The following is an 18,816-nucleotide window of genomic DNA, read 5'->3' on the forward strand; positions in this document are numbered from 1 at the left end:
TTGCCCTGCCTTGTCCTACACTGCATCGCACCATGAACCACGCCGCCGCCCCCACTGCCCGAGACCTTGAAGCCGCGCTGCTGCAGCGCTGCGCCGCGGTCGTGCAGGGGCAGACCGCGCCTGCCGCCGACCAGCGCGAGGCCAATGTGTTTCGGCTGGCCGCGATGCTGGTGCGTCCACGCTTTCCAGCGGCCTCGGCACAACTGTGGCAAGCCAGCGAACGCTACTTCGCCGCCCACCCCGGCGACAGGCTGGAAGCGGCCGAACTGGTGCGGCGGGGCTGGGTGCTGGGCCTGCCGCGCTGGCGCGACCTGCTCGATCAGCAACTTGGCCGGGGCTGATGCGATGCCAGGCAGTCTGCCATTGCATACGGACACGGCTTTGGCACGGGGTTTGCGCGAGCTGCTGCGGCAACTGCAAGAGCGGCTTGCATTGCACAGCCCGCTGAACGTCTATCTCGCTGGGGGCATGGCCGTGCACCTGTATACCGCCAGTCGCGTCACCACCGACGTGGATGCCGAGTTCGGCGCGCGCGTGCTGCTGCCCAGTGATCTGGCGGTAGAAGTCGTGCTGGACGATGGCGCGCCGCAGGTGGTTTATCTGGATACCAACTACAACGCGAGCTTTGCCCTGATGCACGAAGACTATCTGGCCGATGCCTTGCCGGTGGATTTGGGGCTGGAGCAGATACGCCTGCATGTCCTCGCGCCCGTGGATCTGGCCGTGAGCAAGATCGCCCGACTGGCGGACAACGACCGGGAGGACATCTGCGCGCTGGTGCAGCTTGGTCTGACGAATGCCGATGCGATCGAGCAGCGCGCAACGCAGGCGACGGCAGGCTATGTCGGCAGCATGGCGATGCTGCAGTTGAATCTGCGCGATGCCGTCGCCCTGGCGCGCCGGACACAGACAAGCCCGCCGCGCGGACGATGACATTCACGGCCAGCGGACACTGGGCGACAATCGCCCGCCATGAACGCCTTCGCCCCCCTCGCCAACGACCGCTTCCTGCGCGCCTGCCGCCGCCAGGCGACCGACACCACCCCCATCTGGCTGATGCGCCAGGCCGGGCGCTACCTGCCCGAGTACAAGGCCACGCGCGCCAGGGCGGGCAGCTTCATGGGGCTGGCCACGAACGTGGACTACGCCACCGAGGTGACGTTGCAGCCGCTGGAGCGTTTCCCGCTCGATGCCGCCATCTTGTTTTCCGACATCCTCACCGTGCCCGATGCGATGGGCCTGGGCCTGTCGTTTGCCGAGGGCGAAGGCCCGCGCTTTGCGCAGGTGGTGCGCGACGAGGCCGCCGTCAGCAAGCTGGCAGTGCCGGACATGGACAGGCTGCGCTATGTGTTCGACGCCGTCACCAGCATCCGCCGGGCGCTGAACGGCCGCGTGCCGCTGATCGGCTTCTCGGGCAGCCCCTGGACGCTGGCCTGCTACATGGTGGAGGGCAGGGGCAGCGACGACTACCGGCAGGTGAAGACGCTGATGTACGCCCGCCCGGACCTGATGCACCGGCTGCTGGCGGTGAACGCCGACGCGGTGGCTGTCTATCTGAACGCGCAGATCGATGCCGGCGCGCAGGCCGTGATGGTCTTTGACAGCTGGGGCGGCGTGCTGGCCGATGGCTGCTTTCAGGACTTCAGCCTGGCCTATACGCGGCGCGTGCTGGCGCAATTGAAGCGCACCGGGGCGGATGGGCAGGACGTGCCGCGCATCGTCTTCACCAAGGGCGGCGGGCTGTGGCTCCCCGACATGGGGGCGCTCGATTGCGAGGTGCTGGGGCTGGATTGGACGGTGAACCTGGGCCGCGCCCGCGCGCTGGTGGGCGGCAGCAAGGCGCTGCAGGGCAATATCGACCCCAACGTGCTGTTTGCCCCGCCGGCCGCCATCGAGGCGCAGGCGCGCGCGGTGCTGGAGAGCTTTGGCCGGCCGCACACCGATGCGGCGGGCACCGGGCCCACGCACATTTTCAACCTCGGCCACGGCATCAGCCAGCACACGCCGCCCGAGCATGTGAGCGCGCTGGTGGAGGCGGTGCACGCGCACGGGAAACGCATGCGCGCATAGCACAAAACACCGCCCAAACAGGGTATTGACAGGGCATCGCAACTGACTTATGCACAAAGAAAACGGTGCTGCCCGTCCGTAACCATTAGTGCACCGCAGCAGAGCACGGAACTGTAAAAAACCACAATGCCGTTGATTTACAAGGATTTTTTGGTTTTGCCGTTTTTGCATGCAATGCGCACAAACCCAGCAAAGATGCGGCTTGCGCAGCCTTGAGCCCAAGATACCCACAAAGTTATCCACAGCAACCGTGGATAGGTCAAAAACACAGGCACTGGCAGCGACTTGGCACCGAAATTGAAGTCATTGCCTCACAACCAGCCGCAAGTCTTTGTCTCTCCAAATGATTCCCCTGCACGTCGCGGTGCAGACCCCGGCGCACAGCAGCGTCGCCGGCCCGCTGAGCTATCTGCACGACACCGCCCTGCCCGCGGGCACGCTGGTGCGCGTGCCGCTGGGCCGGCGCGAGGTGCTGGGCATCGTCTGGGAGGGCCCCGGTGATGCGCCCGGCGATGCGCCGCCCGCCGGCGCCGAGCTGCGCGCCATCGCCGGCGTGCTGCCCGGCCTGCCACCGCTGCCCGAGCCCTGGCGGCGCCTGGTGGCGTTTGCCGCGCGCTACTACCAGCGCGGCCTGGGCGAGGTGGCGCTGGCGGCGCTGCCGCCTTCGCTGCGCGAGCTGAGCGCCGAACAGCTGCAACGGCGGCTGCGGCGCAAGGCAAAGACCGCCGGCGAAGCGGGAACCGGCCAAGCGGTATCCAATTCAATAGCGCTTACCGCAGAACAGGCAAGCGCTGCAGGCCAAATTGATGCTGAACCTGGCCCCTTTCTGCTGTTCGGCAGCACCGGCAGCGGCAAGACCGAGGTCTATCTGCACAGCGTGCAGGCGGCGCTGGCCACCAGCCCGCAGGCCCAGGCGCTGGTGCTGGTGCCCGAGATCAACCTCACGCCGCAGCTGGAGCAGCGCTTTCGCGCCCGCTTCGAGCCACTGGTGGGCGGCCCGGCCATCGTCAGCCTGCACAGCGGCATGACACCGGCGCAGCGCCTCAAAAGCTGGCTCGCGGCGCACACCGGGCAGGCGCGCATCGTGCTGGGCACGCGCATGGCGATCTTCGCCAGCCTGCCGCATCTGGCGCTGATCGTGGTCGATGAGGAGCACGACGCAAGCTACAAGCAGCAGGAGGGCGCGCGCTATTCGGCGCGCGATCTCGCCCTCTGGCGCGCGCGCGACTGCGGCGCCCGGGTGGTGCTGGGCAGCGCCACGCCGTCGCTGGAAAGCTGGCACGCCAGCGACCCGGCCGTGGGCCGCTACCGGCGCCTGGCCATGCCCAGCCGCATCGGCGCCGCCGCGCTGCCGCGCCTGCGTCTGATCGACATGGGCCAGCAGCCGCGGCGCGCCGTGTTTGCGCCGCCACTCATCGCCGCCATCACCGAGCGCGTGGAAAAAGGCGAGCAATGCCTGGTGCTGCTCAACCGCCGCGGCTTTGCGCCCGTGCTGCACTGCCACGCCTGCGGCTGGAAAAGCGATTGCCCGCATTGCTCGGCGGCGCAGGTCTTTCACAAGATAGACCGCACGCTGCGCTGCCACCACTGCGGCTGCAGCGCGCCGGTGCCGCGCGCCTGCCCGAGCTGCGGCAACCCGGACATCGCCCCGGTCGGGCGCGGCACCGAGCAGCTGCAAGAGCAGCTTGCCGCGCTGCTGCGCAACGTCATCACGCCCGAGCGCCGCGCCGCGCGCGTGGCGCGCATAGACGCCGACACCACCCGCGCCAAGGGCGCGCTGGAGGAACAGCTGGCGGCGGTGCACGCGGGCGCGGTGGACGTGCTGGTGGGCACGCAGATGGTGGCCAAGGGGCACGACTTTCGCCGCGTCACGCTGGTGGCGGCGGTGCAGCCCGACAGCGCGCTCTTTTCCAGCGACTTCCGCGCGCCCGAGCGGCTGTTTGCGCTCTTGATGCAGGCGGCGGGCCGCGCCGGGCGCGACGCGCATTACATGGCCGCGCAGCAGTCCGCGCCCGAACTCTGGGTGCAGACCTGGCACCCCGGGCACCCGCTGTTCGCCGCGCTGCGCCGCCACGATTACCCCGGCTTTGCCGCGCAGCAACTGGCCGAGCGCGAAGCCGCCGCGATGCCGCCGTTCTCGCACCAGGCGCTGCTGCGCGCCGATGCGCGCACGCAGGAGGCGGCGCAGGGCTTTCTGCAGGCCGCGAGCGACGCGGCGCGCACCGCCAGTCTGCCCGGCGCGGACCACGTGCAGCTCTACCCGCCGGTGCCGCTGGCGGTGCAGCGCGTGGCCAACGTGGAGCGCGCGCAGATGCTGATCGAAAGCGCCCACCGCGGCGCGCTGCAGCAGTTCCTGGCCGCCTGGCAGCCGCTGCTGCACGCCGAGCGGCGCGCGCACAAGGGGCTGGTGCGCTGGCTGGTGGATGTGGATCCGCAGGCGATCTGAAATCCTCAGCCTCCGCCCAGGGCGAAGACTGCCTTCGCCACCTGCGCGATGGCCGTTTCGCGCACCGCGAGGCTGGCGGCCGATTCCGTCAGAAACGCCACCACCACGATGGGCGGACGCCCCTCGCGCCAATAGACGCCCACATCATTGGTGCTTCCGTGCGGGCCGGTGCCGGTCTTGCTGCCCACGCGCCACAACGCAGGCAATCCAGCGCCCAGGCGCTGGGCATTGGTCTTCGTGTCCCGCAGCCACTGCGCCAACTGCTCTCGGCTGCCCCGCGACAAGGCCTGTCCGACGACCAGGCGCTGCAGCAACCCCGCCATCGCGCGTGGGCTGCTGGTATCACGCGGATCGCCAGGCGTGGATTCGTTGAGCTGCGGCTCCCAGCGATCCAGCCGTGTCACGGAATCGCCCTGTTCGCGCGCGAACCGGGTCAGGCCCCGCGGCCCGCCCAGCGATTGCAGCAGCAGGTTGCCGGCCGCGTTGTCGCTCATCGCGACGGCGGCCTGGCAGAGCTCGCCCACCGTCATGCCATCGTCCACATGCTGCTCGGTGACCGGCGACCAGGGCAGCAAGACTTCCTTGCCAAAACGCACGCGGCGTTTCAACTGTTCATGTCCCTGATCCACGCGCTGCAGCACCTGCGCTGCCGCCAGCCATTTGAAGGTGCTGCACATCGGAAAGCGCTCATCGAGCCGGTTGCCTGAAAACGCGCCGCTCGCAACATCCAGCACGGCAACGCCCAGACGCCCCTGGCTCGCGGTTTCGATCGCTTGCCAGGGGTCGCCCTCCCGGGCGGTGACCGCTGGGCGCCCCCAGGCGAGCGGGGACACCAGGGTAGTGCACGACAAGAAAAAATTTCGATGGAAGCTTCGGCGCAGCATGGGTCAAACCAGCCACGCCACCAGCGCCGAAAAGCTGAAGAACGCCAGCACCGTGCTCGCCAGGATGATGTACGCCACCCGCCCGGTGTGGGCGCCGAAGCGCTCGACCAGCATCGCCACGTTGCTCGCGCTGGGCAGCGCCGCCACCAGCACCAGCACGCTCAAAGTGAAGGGCGACAGCGGCAGGCCCAGGCGCATGGCCAGCGCCCCGGCCGCCCAGACCAGCGCCGGGTGCAGCAGCAGCTTGGCCAGCGCCAGCGGCAGGTAGTCGCCCAGCGCCACGGCCTCGTGCTGGTTGCGCTGCGAGCGCGCCAGCACCGCGCCGATGGTGAACAGCGCCACCGGCGAGGCGGCATCGGCCAGCATGGCGACGGTGCGATCGACCGGCGCCCAGAGCTGCCAGCCGAAGGCCGAGGCCAGGCCGCCGAGCACGATGGAGATCGGCATCGGGTTCACCGCCATGCCGCGCAGCGCCTGTTTGAGCGCGCCGGCCATGCCGCGCGCGCCGCCCACGTCCAGCCGCGAGAGCGCCACGCACAGCGAGGCGGTGAGGCACATGTCGATGGCGACCGTCAGGATCACCGTGCCCGCGCTGTGCTCGCCCAGCAGCGCCACCAGCAGCGGCACGCCCATGAAGCCCGAATTGGGAAAGGCCGTGACCAGCGCGGCGAACGCGGCGTCGCTCCAGCCCCAGCGGCGCCGGTACAGCACCACCACGGCGCCCACCAGCACCAGCGCGCAGCCGAAGTAGACCCCGGCCACCACCGGATCGAGCAGCTGCGCCAGCGGCGTGCCCGCGCCGAAGCGGTAGAGCAGGCAGGGCAGCGCGAAATACAGCACGAAGGTGTTGAGCCCGCCGATCGCCGACAGCGGCACCACGCCGACGCGCGCCGCCAGCCAGCCGCACAGGACCAGCGCGAAGAACGGGAAGGTGACGGCGAGGACGGAAAGCACGGCGCGCGGCAGTTCCTGTATTTCAGTCAGCGCCTGGCGGCATCCACGTCGTACACGGCGTAGACCCAGGTCCGCGGCTTGGGAAAGCGCCAGCCGCTGCGCCGCGCCTGCAGCACATGCGCCTGCAGCGGCAGGTCATGCGCCGCCAGCCATTCCTGCGCCTCGATGTCGCATTCGGTGTCCTGCGTCTGCTGCAGCGGCCCGCGCAGGCACAGCAGCAGGCCGTTGCCGGCGCGCCAGTCGCCCATCTGCGACAGGCGCGCGGCCTCGCTGTCCGGATCGCCCGGCACGGTGAGCAAATGCGGCTGCGCATAGAACGCGAGCATCGCATTGCCGGCCCAGTCGCCGCCCACCCAGGCCAGCTGCTGGCCCGGGTGGCGCTGCTGCCAGTCATGCACGATGGCCAGCGCGGCCGCCTGTGTCGGGCGGTAATAGCCCTCGTCGCCGCGCAGCGCGTTGACGGCCGCGACGACCACGGCCATCACCGCCACCAGCGCCAGCACCGGCCACCAGGCACGCGACAAGCGCTGCAGCACCTGCGGCGCCACCTCCGGCTCCAGCCGCTGCAGGTTGCGCAGCCACAGCAGCGCGAAGGCATAGCCTATGGGGATGGACCAGGGCGTGGACAGCGCCACGATCTCCGCCAGCGCAAACGCGAGCGAGAGCAGCCAGGGCATGAAGGCGAGCCAGAACAGCACGTCGTCGCGCCCCTGCGGCAGCCAGCTGCGCAGCAGCAGGCGCGCGGCGCAGGGCAGCCAGGCTCCGCCGCGCCGGCGCGCGGCGAGCCAGGCCCAGGTCAGGCACAGCGCCAGCCAGGCCGGCAGCCAATAGAAGATCGGCGAGAACGCAAAGCGCACGATGTAATGCCAGGACACCTCGCCGCCGCCCTGGTCCATGGCGTACGTCAGCGGCGCCCAGTCGTGGCTCGCCACCCAGGCCAGGTGCGGCCACAGCGCCAGCGCGAACACCGCCAGCGCAAGATACGGGCGCGGCGAGGCCAGCCAGCGCCGGCCGTCGGCATGCAGAAACACCGCCGGCAGAAAGCCCGCCAGCATCAGCCCGCTGTAGTACTTGCTCAGCATGCAGGCGGCGGACACCAGCCCCAGCCCCACGCTGAACCAGGCGCCGCGCCAGCCGCGCTCCTGCCAGCTCGCCAGCAGCAGCGCCGCCGCCCAGGGCCAGAGCGAAAGCAGCTGCGTGTTGGCGTTGAACTTGCCGGCCAGGTTGGTGTAGGGCAGCGCCCAGAGCAGCAGCAGCGCACCCCAGGGCGCAAGCGCGCCCAGTTGCAGCCGCCGGCCCAGCGCCCAGACGCCCAGCAGACCGACCAGCACGTTGGCGTAGGACAGCAGGCGGTAGAAAAAGTCATTCTGCGGAAAGACGGCGAACCACAGCCCCGTGGTCCAGCCAAAGAAGGGCGGGTGCTTGTGCGTCCCCCAGCGCAGCGGCTGCGACCAGGCGTAGTTCTCCAGCATGTCGTGGTAGCCATCGAGGTTGGCATTGCCGACCCACGAGGCCCAGGCCCAGACCAGGGCGGCGGCGCCCATCCACGCCAGGACTCTTGCCGGCGATGGCGCGGGAGAGAGGGGGGAAGAGGCCTGCATCCAAATTCAACCATCGTGCGAAGTGCCGGATTGTCGCAGCAGCGCCGCGCCGTATGATCGAACGTTTTTGCCAGCATGTCCGGTCTCAATCTCGCCCAGCTCCAGGCGGTGCACGCCACCCAGGCCCCCTGTCTGGTGCTGGCCGGGGCCGGTTCGGGCAAGACGCGCGTCATCACGCACAAGATCGCGCACCTGATCCAGAACGGCCTGGCGCCCGATCGGATCGCCGCCATCACCTTCACCAACAAGGCCGCCGCCGAGATGCGCGAGCGCGCGGGCGGACTGATCGGCAAACCCGCCAGGCAGGTGCTGATCTGCACCTTCCACGCGCTCGGCGTGCGCCTGCTGCGCGAGGACGGCGCGGCGCTGGGCCTCAAGCCGCATTTCAGCATCCTCGATACCGGCGACGTGACCGCCATCCTCAAGGACTGCGCCGGCGGCACCACCGACCTGGCCACCGCGCGCCAGTGGCAATGGGGCATCAGCGCGCTCAAGAACGCGGGGCTGGATGCACGCCAGGCGATGGCGCAGGCGCAGGACGAACCCGCGCGCCAGCTGGCCGCCCTGTTGCTACGCTATGAAGAGCGCCTTGCGGCCTACCAGAGCGTGGATTTCGATGATTTGATTGGTCTTCCTATGCGCCTGCTGCAGGGGCACGCCGAGGTGCGCGCAAAGTGGCAGCGCCAGCTTGGCCATGTGCTGGTGGACGAATACCAGGACACCAACGCCACGCAGTACGAGCTGCTCAAGCTGCTGGTGGGCGGCGACGGCCTTTTCACCGCCGTGGGCGACGACGACCAGAGCATCTACGGCTGGCGCGGCGCGACGCTGGAAAACCTCAAGCGCCTGCCGCAGGATTTCCCGCGGCTCAAGGTCATCAAGCTGGAGCAGAACTACCGCTCCACCTCGGCCATCCTGCGCGCCGCCAACCACGTGATCGCGCCCAACCCCAAGCTCTACCCCAAGACGCTGTTTTCCGAACTCGGAGAGGGCGAACCGGTGCGCGTGCAGCAGAGCGACCACGAGGAGCACGAGGCCGAGCGCGCCGTCGCCCGCATCCAGAGCCTGCGCGCCGCCAGCAACCCGCCGCCCGCGTGGAAGGACTTTGCCGTGCTCTACCGCGCCAACCACCAGGCCAAGCCGCTGGAAAAGGCGCTGCGCAAGGCCAGCATCCCCTACAAGGTTTCGGGCGGCACCAGCTTTTTCGACCGCGCCGAGATCCGCGATCTCTGCGCCTGGTTCCGCCTCTGGGCCAACCAGGACGACGACCCGGCCTTTCTGCGCGCCATCGGCACGCCCAGGCGCGGCATAGGCCACACCACGCTCGCCAAACTGGGCGAATTCGCCAGCCAGAGGAAGGAAAGCCTGTTCGCCAGCCTGTTCAGTCCCACGCTGGCGGCGGCGCTGCCGCGCAAGGCGATCGACGGCCTGACGGAATTCGGCCGCGCCGTGAACGACCAGGAATACCGCGCGCGCCACACCCTGGGCGCGCAGGCGGCGCGCGGTTTTCTGGCCGACTGGCTGCAGGAGATCGCCTACGAACGCCACCTGATCGACGCCGAAGACAGCGACAAGGTGGCGCAGGCGCGCTGGAGCAATGTGCTGGAGTTCTGCGACTGGATGGCGCAGCGCGCGGGCGGGCAGATCGCGGATGCGGCGGGCACCACGACGGCCTCCGAGGAACGCAGCCTGCTGGACGTGGCGCGCAACATCGCGCTGCTCTCCACCATCTCGGAGCGCGAACAGGAACAGGACATGGTCACGCTCTCCACGCTGCACGCGGCCAAGGGGCTGGAATGGCCACACGTGATCCTCGCCGGCGTCACCGAAGGCATGCTGCCCTTTCGCCTGGACGACAGCGAGGCGCAGGAAGAGCGCCAGACCCGCCTGGAGGAAGAGCGCCGCCTGATGTACGTCGGCATCACGCGCGCCAGGCGCACGCTGGTGGTGAGCTGGACCAAAAAGCGCAAGAAGGGCCGCGAGATGGTGGCCTGCCAGCCCAGCCGCTTCATCGCCGAGATGCAGCTGGACGCCGCCGCCAGCCGCGAAGATCCGCGCGAGAAACTGCGCCAGCTGCGCGCGGAATTCGCCCGCAAGGCCGCCCAGGCAGCGCCGTAGCCGGCGCTTTCGGAGGTTTTCCATGCATTGCATACGCACATCGCGCTTCACCGGGCTGGCACTGGCATTCGCCGCCGTCTGCGCGCTCCCGGCGCTCGCCGCCGATTCCGGCTGGCAGGCCTGCGCCGCGATCGACGCCGACGGCGCCGCGCGGCTGGCGTGCTTCGACCAATGGGCCGGCCGGCAGGCGGCAGGCGCCGCCGCCGCGCCCGCCAGCGCGCTGCCTCCCCCGCGGCCCGCCCCGGCACCGGCCGCCGCCCTGGCCGGCCGCCTGCCCGACCTGCCGCAACCGGCGGGCGATGGCTGCCACGACGAGCGCTACACCACGCTCTCGCGCTTCTGGGAGCTGGAAGCGGGCAGCGACTGCGGCACGCTGCGCTTTCGCGGCTACCGGCCGCTGACCGTGTCGGTGGTCAACGCCAACAGCGTCAACCGGCAGCCCACGTCGGAGAACCCGCTGAACAACGCCGGCACGGCGGTGGCCTACAAGCGCACCGAGATGCGCGTGCAGCTGTCGGTGCGCACCAAGCTCGCCAAGGGGCTGTTCACCACCGGCAGCGAAGGCGAGCGCGACTCGCTCTGGGCGGGCTACACCCAGCAGTCGTACTGGCAGCTGTTCTCGCCCGGCATCTCGCGGCCGTTCCGCAACACCGACCACGAGCCGGAGCTGGTCTACGTCTACCCCACCACCGCCGACCTGCCCTGGGGCTGGCGCCTGCGCTACGGCGGCATCGGCCTGGTGCACCAGTCCAACGGCCAGAGCCGGCCGCTGTCGCGCAGCTGGAACCGGGTCTACCTGATGGCGGGGCTGGAGCGCGGCGACCGCTGGCTCATCACGGCACGCCTCTGGCAGCGCCTGCACGAGGGCGCGGCCAACGACGACAACCCGCACATCAGCGACTACGTCGGCCGCGCCGAGCTGGGCCTGGCATGGAACATCAGCCGGGACGACAGCCTGGCGCTGACCGCGCGCCACGCGCTGCGCTCGCCCGCGCACGGCTCGCTGCGCATCGAATGGCTGCGCCGCCTGGGCGACGATTCCAACCTGCGCCTGCACACCGCGCTGTTCTCGGGCTACGGCGACAGCCTGATCGACTACAACCGCAGGCGCACGGTGTTCAGCGTGGGCCTGAGCCTGCTGGATTTTTGATACGGTTCACATCACCTCTTACCCTGCCGGCGAAAGCGGCTGGGTATGATTTGCGCCTTGCCTTCTCCCCCACGACCGTTTGCAGGAACAGCCCACTCCCATGACCACCCCAACCGCCTCTCTCCTTCGTGTCGCGATTGCCGCCGCGGCGCTTGCCAGCGGCCTGAGCGCCTGCGTTCCGCTCGTCGTGGGCACGGGCGCGGCCGTCGGTGCCATGGTGGCCACCGACCCGCGCACCACCGGGACGCAGGTGGATGACGAAGGCATAGAGCTGCGCGCCTCCAGCCGCATCACGCAAGCCCTGGGCGACAAGGTGCACGTCAACATCACCAGCTACAACCGCCAGGCGCTCATCACCGGCGAAGTGCCCACCGCCGCCGACAGCCAGCGCGTGCAGGAGATCGTTCAGAGCGTGCAGAACGTGAAATCGGTGGTCAATGCGCTCGGCGTGATGCCCAATTCCACGCTGTCCGAACGCTCCAACGACACCTACATCACCGGCAAGGTGCGCGCCAAGCTGGTCGATTTCGGCGACCCCGTCGCCACCAATGCCTTCAAGATCGTGACGGAACGCTCCGAGGTCTACATGCTGGGCCGCGTGACGCAGTTCCAGTCCAGCCAGCTCACGGACGCGGCGCGCAGCATCGACGGCGTGCGCAAGGTGATCCGCGTGTTCGAGATCATTCCCGATCCCGCACCGGCCAGGAGCGGCGCCCAGCCGGCGACCGTCACCCGATAGATAGACCGGTTCAGCGCGGCTCGTCCGGCGTGAGCCGCGTGATCAGGCTGGACGTGTCCCAGCGCCGGCCGCCGCTGCGCTGCACCTCGGCATAGAACTGGTCCACCAGCGCGGTGACGGGCAGCAGCGCGCCGTTGCGCCTGGCCTCGGCCAGCACCAGGCCGAGGTCCTTGCGCATCCAGTCGACGGCAAAGCCGAAGTCAAAGCGCCCCTCGACCATGGTGCGCCCGCGGTTGTCCATCTGCCAGCTCTGCGCCGCGCCCTTGCCGATGACGTCGAGCACCAGCGGCATGTCCAGGCCCGCCTGCTGGCCGAAGGCGATCGCCTCCGACAGACCCTGCACCATGCCGGCGATGCAGGTCTGGTTCACCATCTTGGCCAGCTGCCCGCTGCCGCTGGCGCCGATGCGCGTGCAGGCGCGGGCGTAGGCCATCGCCACCGGCTGCATCGCATCAAACGCCGCCGCGTCGCCGCCGCACATCACGGTGAGCACGCCTTTCTGCGCGCCCGCCTGGCCGCCGGAGACCGGCGCATCGACGAACTGCAGCCCGCGTTCGCGCGCCGTGGCGTAGAGCTCGCGCGCCACTTCGGCCGACGCCGTGGTGTGATCGACAAAAATCGCCCCGGGCCGCATGCCGGCGAAGGCCCCGTCGGCGCCCAGCGCCACCGAGCGCAGGTCGTCGTCATTGCCCACGCAGCAGAACACCAGCGCCGCGCCCTGCGCCGCCGCCTGCGGGGTTTCTGCCTGTTTTACGGCCCCAGCGCCCGCGAATTCTGCGCACCATGCTTCTGATTTGGAAGCGGTGCGGTTGTACACCGTCACCGCATGCCCGGCCCGGGCCAGATGGCCCGCCATGGGGTAGCCCATCACGCCCAGCCCGAGAAACGCCACCCTGTGCGGCGCGACGGAGGTGTATTCGCGCGCCTCTATGCCTGCTGTCATTTCTGCAATCCTCAAACGATGGCAAAGGCCTCGGTGCCCGCGGCCAGATCGCCCGATTTGGCGCGCTGGCTGGTCAGCTTGATCTGCAGCCGCAGGTCGTTGACCGAGTCGGCATTGCGCAGCGCGTCTTCATAGGTGACGAGGTTGGCCTCGTACAGGTCAAACAGCGCCTGGTCAAAGGTCTGCATGCCCAGCTCGCGGCTCTTCTTCATCGTCTCCTTGATGTTGCTCACCTCGCCCTTGAAGATGAAGTCGGCAATCAGGGGCGAATTGAGCATCACCTCCACCGCGGCGATGCGGCCCTTGCCATCCTGCTTGGGCAGCAGGCGCTGCGACACCATGCCCTTGAGGTTGAGCGACAAATCCATCAGCAGCTGCGCGCGCCGCTCTTCGGGGAAGAAGTTGATGATGCGGTCCAGCGCCTGGTTGGCGCTGTTGGCGTGCAAGGTTGCCAGGCACAGGTGGCCGGTCTCGGCGAAGGCCACCGCGTGTTCCATGGTCTCGCGGTCGCGGATTTCACCCATCAGGATCACATCGGGCGCCTGGCGCAGCGCGTTCTTCAGCGCCGCTTCCCAGCTGTCGGTATCGAGCCCGACCTCGCGCTGCGTCACCACGCAGTTCTTGTGCGGGTGCACGAATTCGACCGGGTCCTCCACCGTGATGATGTGGCCGTAGGAATGCTCGTTGCGCCAGTCCACCATGGCCGCCAGCGTGGTCGATTTGCCCGAACCCGTGGCGCCGACCATGATGCACAGGCCGCGCTTGGTCATCGCCACTTCCTTGAGGATCTGCGGCACGCCCAGGCCATCGATGGTCGGCAGCGTCAGCGGAATCGTGCGCAGCACCATGCCGACGTTGCCCTGCTGGATGAAGGCGTTGACGCGAAAACGCCCTATGCCCGCCGGCGAGATGGCGAAGTTGCACTCCTTGGTGCGTTCGAAATCCGCCACCTGCTTGTCGCTCATGATGGAGCGCGCCAGCGTCAAGGTGTGCGACGGCGTCAGCGGCTGCGGCGAGACCTTGGTCATCTTGCCGTCCACCTTGATCGCCGGCGGAAATTCGGCCGTGACGAACAGATCGCTGCCGCCGCGGCTGACCATCAGCTTGAGCAGGTCGTTGATGAATTTGCTGGCCTGATCGCGTTCCATGCTGTGTCTCCTCCCTCAGTCCCGCTGTCCCGTCCAAAGGGGTCAGCCCTGGTGGTCGCTCAGGCGCGCGCTGACGACGCGCAAACGCTGCGACAGCTTGCGCGCCAGCAGCGCCACCAGGCTGGCGGCCAGCAGCGGATCCTTGGCCATCATTTCGTCCATGGCTTCGGCATTGAGCGCCGCCAGCTCGCAATCCGTGAGCGTGGTGCACGAGGAAAAGCGGATGCCGCTGTCCAGCAGCGACATTTCGCCCAGGATGTCGCCGGGCCGGGTTTCGGCCAGGCGCAGCTGCTCGCCCCAGGGCTGCAGGCGGTCGACGGCAATCGTGCCGTTGAGCAGCACCACCATGAAGTTGCCGTATTCGCCCTGGCGGATCACGTCGCGGTTGGGCGGCACCGAGGCGAACTGGAAAAAGCGCTCCAGGCGCTCGACCGCATCCCTGTCCAGATGCGACATGTATTTGTCCTTGGCCCACAACGCCTCCAGCAGCTTGCCGCCGCGGCTCTTGGGCAGGCGCTTGGCGCCGATTTCGGTGGCGCGCGCCTCCCAGGGGATGAGCAGCGCGTCATCCACCCCCTGGCCGACGAACGCCGTGGTGAAGAATGCCGACTCCGGCGGCTCCTCCTGGGCCTTTCCATATCTGGACCTGAGCAGGCCGAGAATGCCTTTCATGGCAACAACTCCCATATGCATGGCCCTGTCGCCAGGGCTGATTCGTGGCACCAGCGGCGGCCGCCCGCGCCGTCAACACATCAACCGGGGAAATTCTCCGGAATCTTGGCCTTGCTGCGCGCCTCGGCCGGGCTGATCACGTTGCGCCGCACGAGGTCGGTCAGGTTCTGGTCCAGCGTCTGCATGCCGACGCTGTTGCCGGTCTGGATGGTGGAATACATCTGCGCCACCTTGGCTTCGCGGATCAGGTTGCGGATGGCGCTGGTGCCCAGCATGATCTCGTGCGCCGCCACCCGGCCCTTGCCGTCCTTCTTCTTGCACAGCGTCTGCGAAATCACCGCCTGCAGCGACTCCGAGAGCATGGCGCGCACCATGTCCTTTTCCTCGGCCGGGAAGACGTCGATGACGCGGTCAATCGTCTTGGCGGCCGACGAGGTGTGCAGCGTGCCGAACACCAGGTGGCCGGTTTCGGCCGCCGTCATCGCCAGGCGTATGGTTTCCAGGTCGCGCATTTCGCCCACCAGAATCGCGTCCGGGTCCTCGCGCAGGGCCGAGCGCAGCGCCGCGGAAAACGACAGCGTCATCGGCCCGACCTCGCGCTGGTTGATCAGGCATTTCTTGGATTCATGCACGAATTCGATCGGGTCCTCGATCGTCAGGACATGGCCGTACTCGGTCTCGTTCAGGTGGTTGACCATGCCCGCCAGCGTCGTCGACTTGCCCGAGCCGGTCGGCCCGGTCACCAGCACCAGGCCGCGCGGCTTGAGCGCCAGGTCGGCAAAGATCTTGGGCGCGTTGAGCTGTTCGAGCGTCAGGATCTTGCTCGGGATGGTGCGGAACACCGCCGCCGCGCCGCGGTTCTGGTTGAAGGCATTGACGCGAAAGCGCGCCAGACCATCGATTTCGAAAGAGAAATCAACCTCCAGGAATTCCTCGTAGGCCTTGCGCTGCGAGTCGCTCATGATGTCGTACACCATGGCGTGCACCGTCTTGTGGTCCAGCGCGTCCACGTTGATGCGGCGCACGTCGCCGTGCACGCGGATCATCGGCGGCAGGCCGGACGACAGATGCAGGTCCGATGCATCGTTTTTCACGCTGAAGGCAAGAAGCTGGGTGATATCCACGGGATGTCCCTCTTGAATGCGGTGTTTGAATGCGAAGTTTGGAGTACGCTTTGGCAGGCATTATGACGACGATCGCCGCAAATCTACAAGCCATCAGGGACCGCATTGCACGTGCCTGCGCCATGTGCGCACGCAATCCTGATAGCGTGGCGCTGCTGGCTGTGTCCAAAACCTTTGGCGCCGATGCGGTGCTGAACGCCGCACAGGCCGGGCAGCGCCTGTTTGGCGAAAACTACATCCAGGAGGCCGTGCGGAAGATGGCGGACGTGGCCCTGCAGCATCCGCCGCGCCTGGCGTGGCACTGCATCGGCCCGATCCAGAGCAACAAGACGCAGCTGGTGGCGGAGCACTTCGACTGGGCGCACACCCTGGACCGGGCCAAGATCGCGCGGCGGCTGAACGACCAGCGCCCGCCCCATCTGCCACCGCTGCAGGTCTGCATCCAGGTGAACGTCGATGGCGGCGCCACCAAATCCGGCCTGCCCGTGCCGGAGGCCGTGGCACTCGCCCGCGAGGTGGCGCAGCTGCCGCGGCTGCAGCTGCGCGGCGCGATGAGCATTCCCGATCCGCTGCCGGATTTTGACGCGCAGCTGGCCATCCACCAGCGCGCGCGCGCCGCCTTCGACGCCATCGCCGCGGCGTTGCCCGCGAGCCACACCGGCTTTGACACGCTGTCCCTGGGCATGACCGCCGACCTGGAGGCCGCCATCTGCGCCGGCAGCACCCTGGTGCGCGTGGGCAGCGGCATCTTTGGCGCGCGCCACTACCCACCGCCCGCCGGATGAGCAGCCCCACGCCCGCGCCGCATGCGGCGCCGTGCTAAGCTGAAATCCATCCAATGGCGCCCGGCCTGCGGCGCCGATCGCACCCCACCTCATTCAGGAGACACACCATGCCCGGACTTCTGCCCGACGTTGACCCCGACGGCCTGCTCGAATTTTCCGTCGTCTATACCGACCGTTCGCTCAACCACATGTCGCAGCGCTTCGTGCGCGTGATGCAGGACATCCTTGCCACGCTCAAGGAGGTCTATGCAGCGCACACGGCCGTGCTGGTGCCCGGCAGCGGCACCTTCGGCATGGAGGCGGTGGCGCGCCAGTTCGCCAACCGCGAGAAGGTGCTGATCGTGCGCAACGGCTGGTTCAGCTACCGCTGGACGCAGATCTTCGAGGAAGGCGGCCTGGGCGGCGGCGCCGTGGTCTGCAAGGCGCGCCGCCAGGGCGAAGGCAGCCAGGCGCCGTGGGCGCCCTGCCCGGCGGACGAAGTCGCCCGGGCCATCCGCAGCGAGAAGCCCAGGGTGGTGTTCGCCCCGCATGTGGAAACCGCCAGCGGCATCCTGCTCGGCGACGATTACCTGCGCACCATCAGCCACGCGGCGCACGAGGTGGGTGCGCTGTTCGTGCTCGACTGCGTCGCCTCGGGCGCGATGTGGGTGGACATGCAGGCCACCGGCGTGGACGTGCTCATCAGCGCGCCGCAAAAGGGCTGGAGTAGCTCGCCCTGCTGCGCGATGGTGATGCTGTCCGAACGTGCGCGCGAGGCGATCGAACCGACCCGAAGCTCCAGCTTCTCCTGCGACCTGAAGAAGTGGATGCAGATCGCCGAAGGCTACGAAAAAGGCCAGCACGCCTACCACACCACCATGCCCACCGATCCGCTCGTCCTCCTGCGCGACACCATGCTGGAAGCCCGTTCACGGGGGTTTGCCACCTTGCGCGAGCAGCAGCTGGCGCTTGGCAGCAAGGTGCGCGCGCTGCTGGAAGGCCGCGGCTTTCCCAGCGTGGCGGCCGAAGGCTGGAAGGCGCCCGGCGTGGTCGTGAGCTACACCACCGACCCGGACATCAAGAGCGGCAAAAAATTCCTGCAGGCCGGCCTGCAGACCGCCTCGGGCGTGCCGCTGCAGTGCGATGAAGGCGCGGATTTCCACACCTTCCGCCTGGGCCTGTTCGGCCTCGACAAATGGGCCAACCCGGATCGCAGCGTGGCACAGCTGGCCAAGGCGCTGGACTCCATGGGCATCCTCGGCTGAAACGCTGCCCGTGCCAGCGCCCCTGAATACTGAACAAAAATAGCTTAAAGCGCGCTTCTGGACTGCGTTTTCAGCTATTCATTCAGGAATCTTCTTTTACCCTGGCTTTACACGGGCTTCAACACCGCGCAGCCGCACGCAGGCAGGATGGCCGCATGAACGCCCAGCTCCTGATGATCGAAGACGACCACCGCCTCGCGCAGATGGTGGTGCAGTACCTGCAGCAGTCGGCGCTGCAGGTGGACCATGTGGACAGCGCAGCCGCGGGCCTGCTCCGGCTGGAAACACCGGGCGGCAACCCGCTGCCGGACCTGGTGATCCTCGATTTGATGCTGCCCGACATGGACGGGCTGGAGGTCTGCCGGCGCGTGCGCGCACTGCCGGGCGTCGCGGGCAGGGTGCCGATCCTGATGCTGACCGCCAAGGGCGACCCGATGGACCGCGTGATCGGCCTGGAAGTGGGCGCCGACGATTACCTGCCCAAACCCTTCGAGCCGCGCGAGCTGCTGGCGCGCATCCGCGCCATCCTGCGCCGGCGCGAGGGCGGCGCGCAGCAGGCCAGCAGCGTGATGCGCTTCGGCAGCCTGGAGATCGACCGCGACGCGCGCACCATCAGCGTGGGCGGCCAGGCGGCGGAGCTCACCTCCTACCAGTTCGATCTGCTGGTGGCGCTGGCCGAACGCGCCGGCCGCGTGCTCACGCGCGACCAGATCATGGAGGCGGTGCGCGGCAGAGAGCTGGAGGCGTTCGACCGCTCCATCGACGTGCACATGGGCCGCATCCGCGCGGCCATCGAACAGGACGTGAAGAACCCCAAACGCATCCTCACCGTGCGCGGCGTGGGCTATGTGTTTGCCAAGCACCAGGAATAGGGAGGGGTGAGGCGTGAGGCGTGAAGCGTTAGGAGACCCTCACCCCTCACCCCTCACCCCTCACCC

At 68.4% G+C, this 18,816-nt stretch carries 17 protein-coding genes; 10 read left to right on the top strand and 7 right to left on the bottom strand.

What is annotated here, in order from left to right:
* Positions 1-32 precede the first annotated feature (32 nt).
* The 4 genes from K320_RS0107515 to priA all read left to right on the top strand — a co-directional run bounded on the left by K320_RS0107515 (position 33) and on the right by priA (position 4,516).
* Positions 33-341, top strand: a complete 309-nt coding sequence (locus tag K320_RS0107515; RefSeq protein ID WP_029695918.1) for a hypothetical protein — start codon at positions 33-35, stop codon at positions 339-341.
* Between the two features lie 40 nt (positions 342-381).
* Complete coding sequence (locus K320_RS0107520) at positions 382-933, top strand: DUF6036 family nucleotidyltransferase (protein ID WP_245593843.1); 552 nt, start codon at positions 382-384, stop codon at positions 931-933.
* A gap of 39 nt (positions 934-972) precedes the next feature.
* Entirely contained in the window at positions 973-2,070 is a 1,098-nt protein-coding gene (gene hemE, locus K320_RS0107525; protein WP_024538221.1) for a uroporphyrinogen decarboxylase, read from the top strand.
* Between the two features lie 343 nt (positions 2,071-2,413).
* Positions 2,414-4,516 (top strand): replication restart helicase PriA, encoded by a 2,103-nt coding sequence (priA, locus tag K320_RS0107530; RefSeq protein ID WP_029695919.1) that lies wholly within the window; start codon positions 2,414-2,416, stop codon positions 4,514-4,516.
* Between the two features lie 5 nt (positions 4,517-4,521).
* Here priA and bla read toward each other — a convergent pair whose 3' ends face one another.
* Genes bla through K320_RS0107545 form a run of 3 tightly spaced genes read right to left on the bottom strand, consistent with a single transcriptional unit; the run spans position 4,522 to position 7,898 of the window.
* Entirely contained in the window at positions 4,522-5,367 is an 846-nt protein-coding gene (bla, locus tag K320_RS0107535; RefSeq protein WP_029695920.1) for a class A beta-lactamase, read from the bottom strand.
* 36 nt (positions 5,368-5,403) lie between these two features.
* A complete protein-coding gene (locus K320_RS0107540) occupies positions 5,404-6,354 on the bottom strand; it encodes an AEC family transporter (protein ID WP_024538224.1) in 951 nt (316 codons plus the stop codon).
* A 26-nt stretch (positions 6,355-6,380) separates the two neighbouring features.
* The gene (locus tag K320_RS0107545; protein ID WP_245593844.1) at positions 6,381-7,898 is read right to left on the bottom strand and encodes a glycosyltransferase family 39 protein; all 1,518 of its coding nucleotides are present in this window, start codon (positions 7,896-7,898) and stop codon (positions 6,381-6,383) included.
* A 132-nt stretch (positions 7,899-8,030) separates the two neighbouring features.
* On the opposite strand from K320_RS0107545, the gene K320_RS0107550 reads away from it, so the two are divergent.
* The 3 genes from K320_RS0107550 (at position 8,031) to K320_RS0107560 (ending at position 11,962) form a co-directional block, all read left to right on the top strand.
* Entirely contained in the window at positions 8,031-10,073 is a 2,043-nt protein-coding gene (locus tag K320_RS0107550) for an ATP-dependent helicase (protein ID WP_024538226.1), read from the top strand.
* Positions 10,074-10,095: 22 nt separating this feature from the next.
* A complete protein-coding gene (locus tag K320_RS0107555) occupies positions 10,096-11,223 on the top strand; it encodes a phospholipase A (protein ID WP_024538227.1) in 1,128 nt (375 codons plus the stop codon).
* A gap of 100 nt (positions 11,224-11,323) precedes the next feature.
* Positions 11,324-11,962 carry a BON domain-containing protein gene (locus K320_RS0107560; protein ID WP_029695921.1) on the top strand — a complete coding sequence of 213 codons (639 nt, stop codon included), beginning with the start codon at positions 11,324-11,326 and terminating at the stop codon, positions 11,960-11,962.
* A 10-nt stretch (positions 11,963-11,972) separates the two neighbouring features.
* On the opposite strand, the gene K320_RS0107565 is transcribed toward K320_RS0107560, so the two are convergent.
* The 4 genes from K320_RS0107565 to K320_RS0107580 form a co-directional block, all read right to left on the bottom strand.
* Entirely contained in the window at positions 11,973-12,905 is a 933-nt protein-coding gene (locus tag K320_RS0107565) for an NAD(P)-dependent oxidoreductase (protein ID WP_024538228.1), read from the bottom strand.
* A gap of 11 nt (positions 12,906-12,916) precedes the next feature.
* The gene (locus K320_RS0107570) at positions 12,917-14,053 is read right to left on the bottom strand and encodes a PilT/PilU family type 4a pilus ATPase (protein ID WP_024538229.1); all 1,137 of its coding nucleotides are present in this window, start codon (positions 14,051-14,053) and stop codon (positions 12,917-12,919) included.
* 42 nt (positions 14,054-14,095) lie between these two features.
* Entirely contained in the window at positions 14,096-14,725 is a 630-nt protein-coding gene (locus K320_RS0107575; RefSeq protein WP_024538230.1) for a cyclic nucleotide-binding domain-containing protein, read from the bottom strand.
* A gap of 80 nt (positions 14,726-14,805) precedes the next feature.
* Positions 14,806-15,849, bottom strand: a complete 1,044-nt coding sequence (locus K320_RS0107580; RefSeq protein WP_024538231.1) for a type IV pilus twitching motility protein PilT — start codon at positions 15,847-15,849, stop codon at positions 14,806-14,808.
* Positions 15,850-15,911: 62 nt separating this feature from the next.
* Between K320_RS0107580 and K320_RS0107585 the strand changes: the two genes are divergently transcribed.
* The 3 genes from K320_RS0107585 (at position 15,912) to K320_RS0107595 (ending at position 18,750) form a co-directional block, all read left to right on the top strand.
* The gene (locus K320_RS0107585) at positions 15,912-16,634 is read left to right on the top strand and encodes a YggS family pyridoxal phosphate-dependent enzyme (protein ID WP_024538232.1); all 723 of its coding nucleotides are present in this window, start codon (positions 15,912-15,914) and stop codon (positions 16,632-16,634) included.
* A 107-nt stretch (positions 16,635-16,741) separates the two neighbouring features.
* Positions 16,742-17,878, top strand: coding sequence for an aminotransferase class V-fold PLP-dependent enzyme (locus tag K320_RS0107590; RefSeq protein ID WP_024538233.1), 1,137 nt, complete (start codon positions 16,742-16,744; stop codon positions 17,876-17,878).
* 155 nt (positions 17,879-18,033) lie between these two features.
* Positions 18,034-18,750: a response regulator gene (locus K320_RS0107595; RefSeq protein WP_024538234.1), complete on the top strand. Its 717-nt coding sequence runs from the start codon at positions 18,034-18,036 to the stop codon at positions 18,748-18,750.
* The last annotated feature ends 66 nt before the right edge of the window (positions 18,751-18,816 follow it).

The sequence above is a fragment of the Comamonas badia DSM 17552 genome (assembly GCF_000484635.1).
GTDB lineage: Bacteria > Pseudomonadota > Gammaproteobacteria > Burkholderiales > Burkholderiaceae_C > Comamonas_C > Comamonas_C badia.

Coding starts and splice junctions, on each gene's coding strand:
- K320_RS0107515 (WP_029695918.1), top strand. CDS start 33: ATGAACCACGCCGCCGCCCCCACTGCCCGAGACCTTGAAGCCGCGCTG.
- hemE (WP_024538221.1), top strand. CDS start 973: ATGAACGCCTTCGCCCCCCTCGCCAACGACCGCTTCCTGCGCGCCTGC.
- priA (WP_029695919.1), top strand. CDS start 2,414: ATGATTCCCCTGCACGTCGCGGTGCAGACCCCGGCGCACAGCAGCGTC.
- K320_RS0107545 (WP_245593844.1), bottom strand. CDS start 7,898: ATGGGCGCCGCCGCCCTGGTCTGGGCCTGGGCCTCGTGGGTCGGCAAT.
- K320_RS0107550 (WP_024538226.1), top strand. CDS start 8,031: ATGTCCGGTCTCAATCTCGCCCAGCTCCAGGCGGTGCACGCCACCCAG.
- K320_RS0107555 (WP_024538227.1), top strand. CDS start 10,096: ATGCATTGCATACGCACATCGCGCTTCACCGGGCTGGCACTGGCATTC.
- K320_RS0107560 (WP_029695921.1), top strand. CDS start 11,324: ATGACCACCCCAACCGCCTCTCTCCTTCGTGTCGCGATTGCCGCCGCG.
- K320_RS0107565 (WP_024538228.1), bottom strand. CDS start 12,905: ATGACAGCAGGCATAGAGGCGCGCGAATACACCTCCGTCGCGCCGCAC.
- K320_RS0107570 (WP_024538229.1), bottom strand. CDS start 14,053: ATGGAACGCGATCAGGCCAGCAAATTCATCAACGACCTGCTCAAGCTG.
- K320_RS0107575 (WP_024538230.1), bottom strand. CDS start 14,725: ATGAAAGGCATTCTCGGCCTGCTCAGGTCCAGATATGGAAAGGCCCAG.
- K320_RS0107585 (WP_024538232.1), top strand. CDS start 15,912: ATGACGACGATCGCCGCAAATCTACAAGCCATCAGGGACCGCATTGCA.
- K320_RS0107590 (WP_024538233.1), top strand. CDS start 16,742: ATGCCCGGACTTCTGCCCGACGTTGACCCCGACGGCCTGCTCGAATTT.
- K320_RS0107595 (WP_024538234.1), top strand. CDS start 18,034: ATGAACGCCCAGCTCCTGATGATCGAAGACGACCACCGCCTCGCGCAG.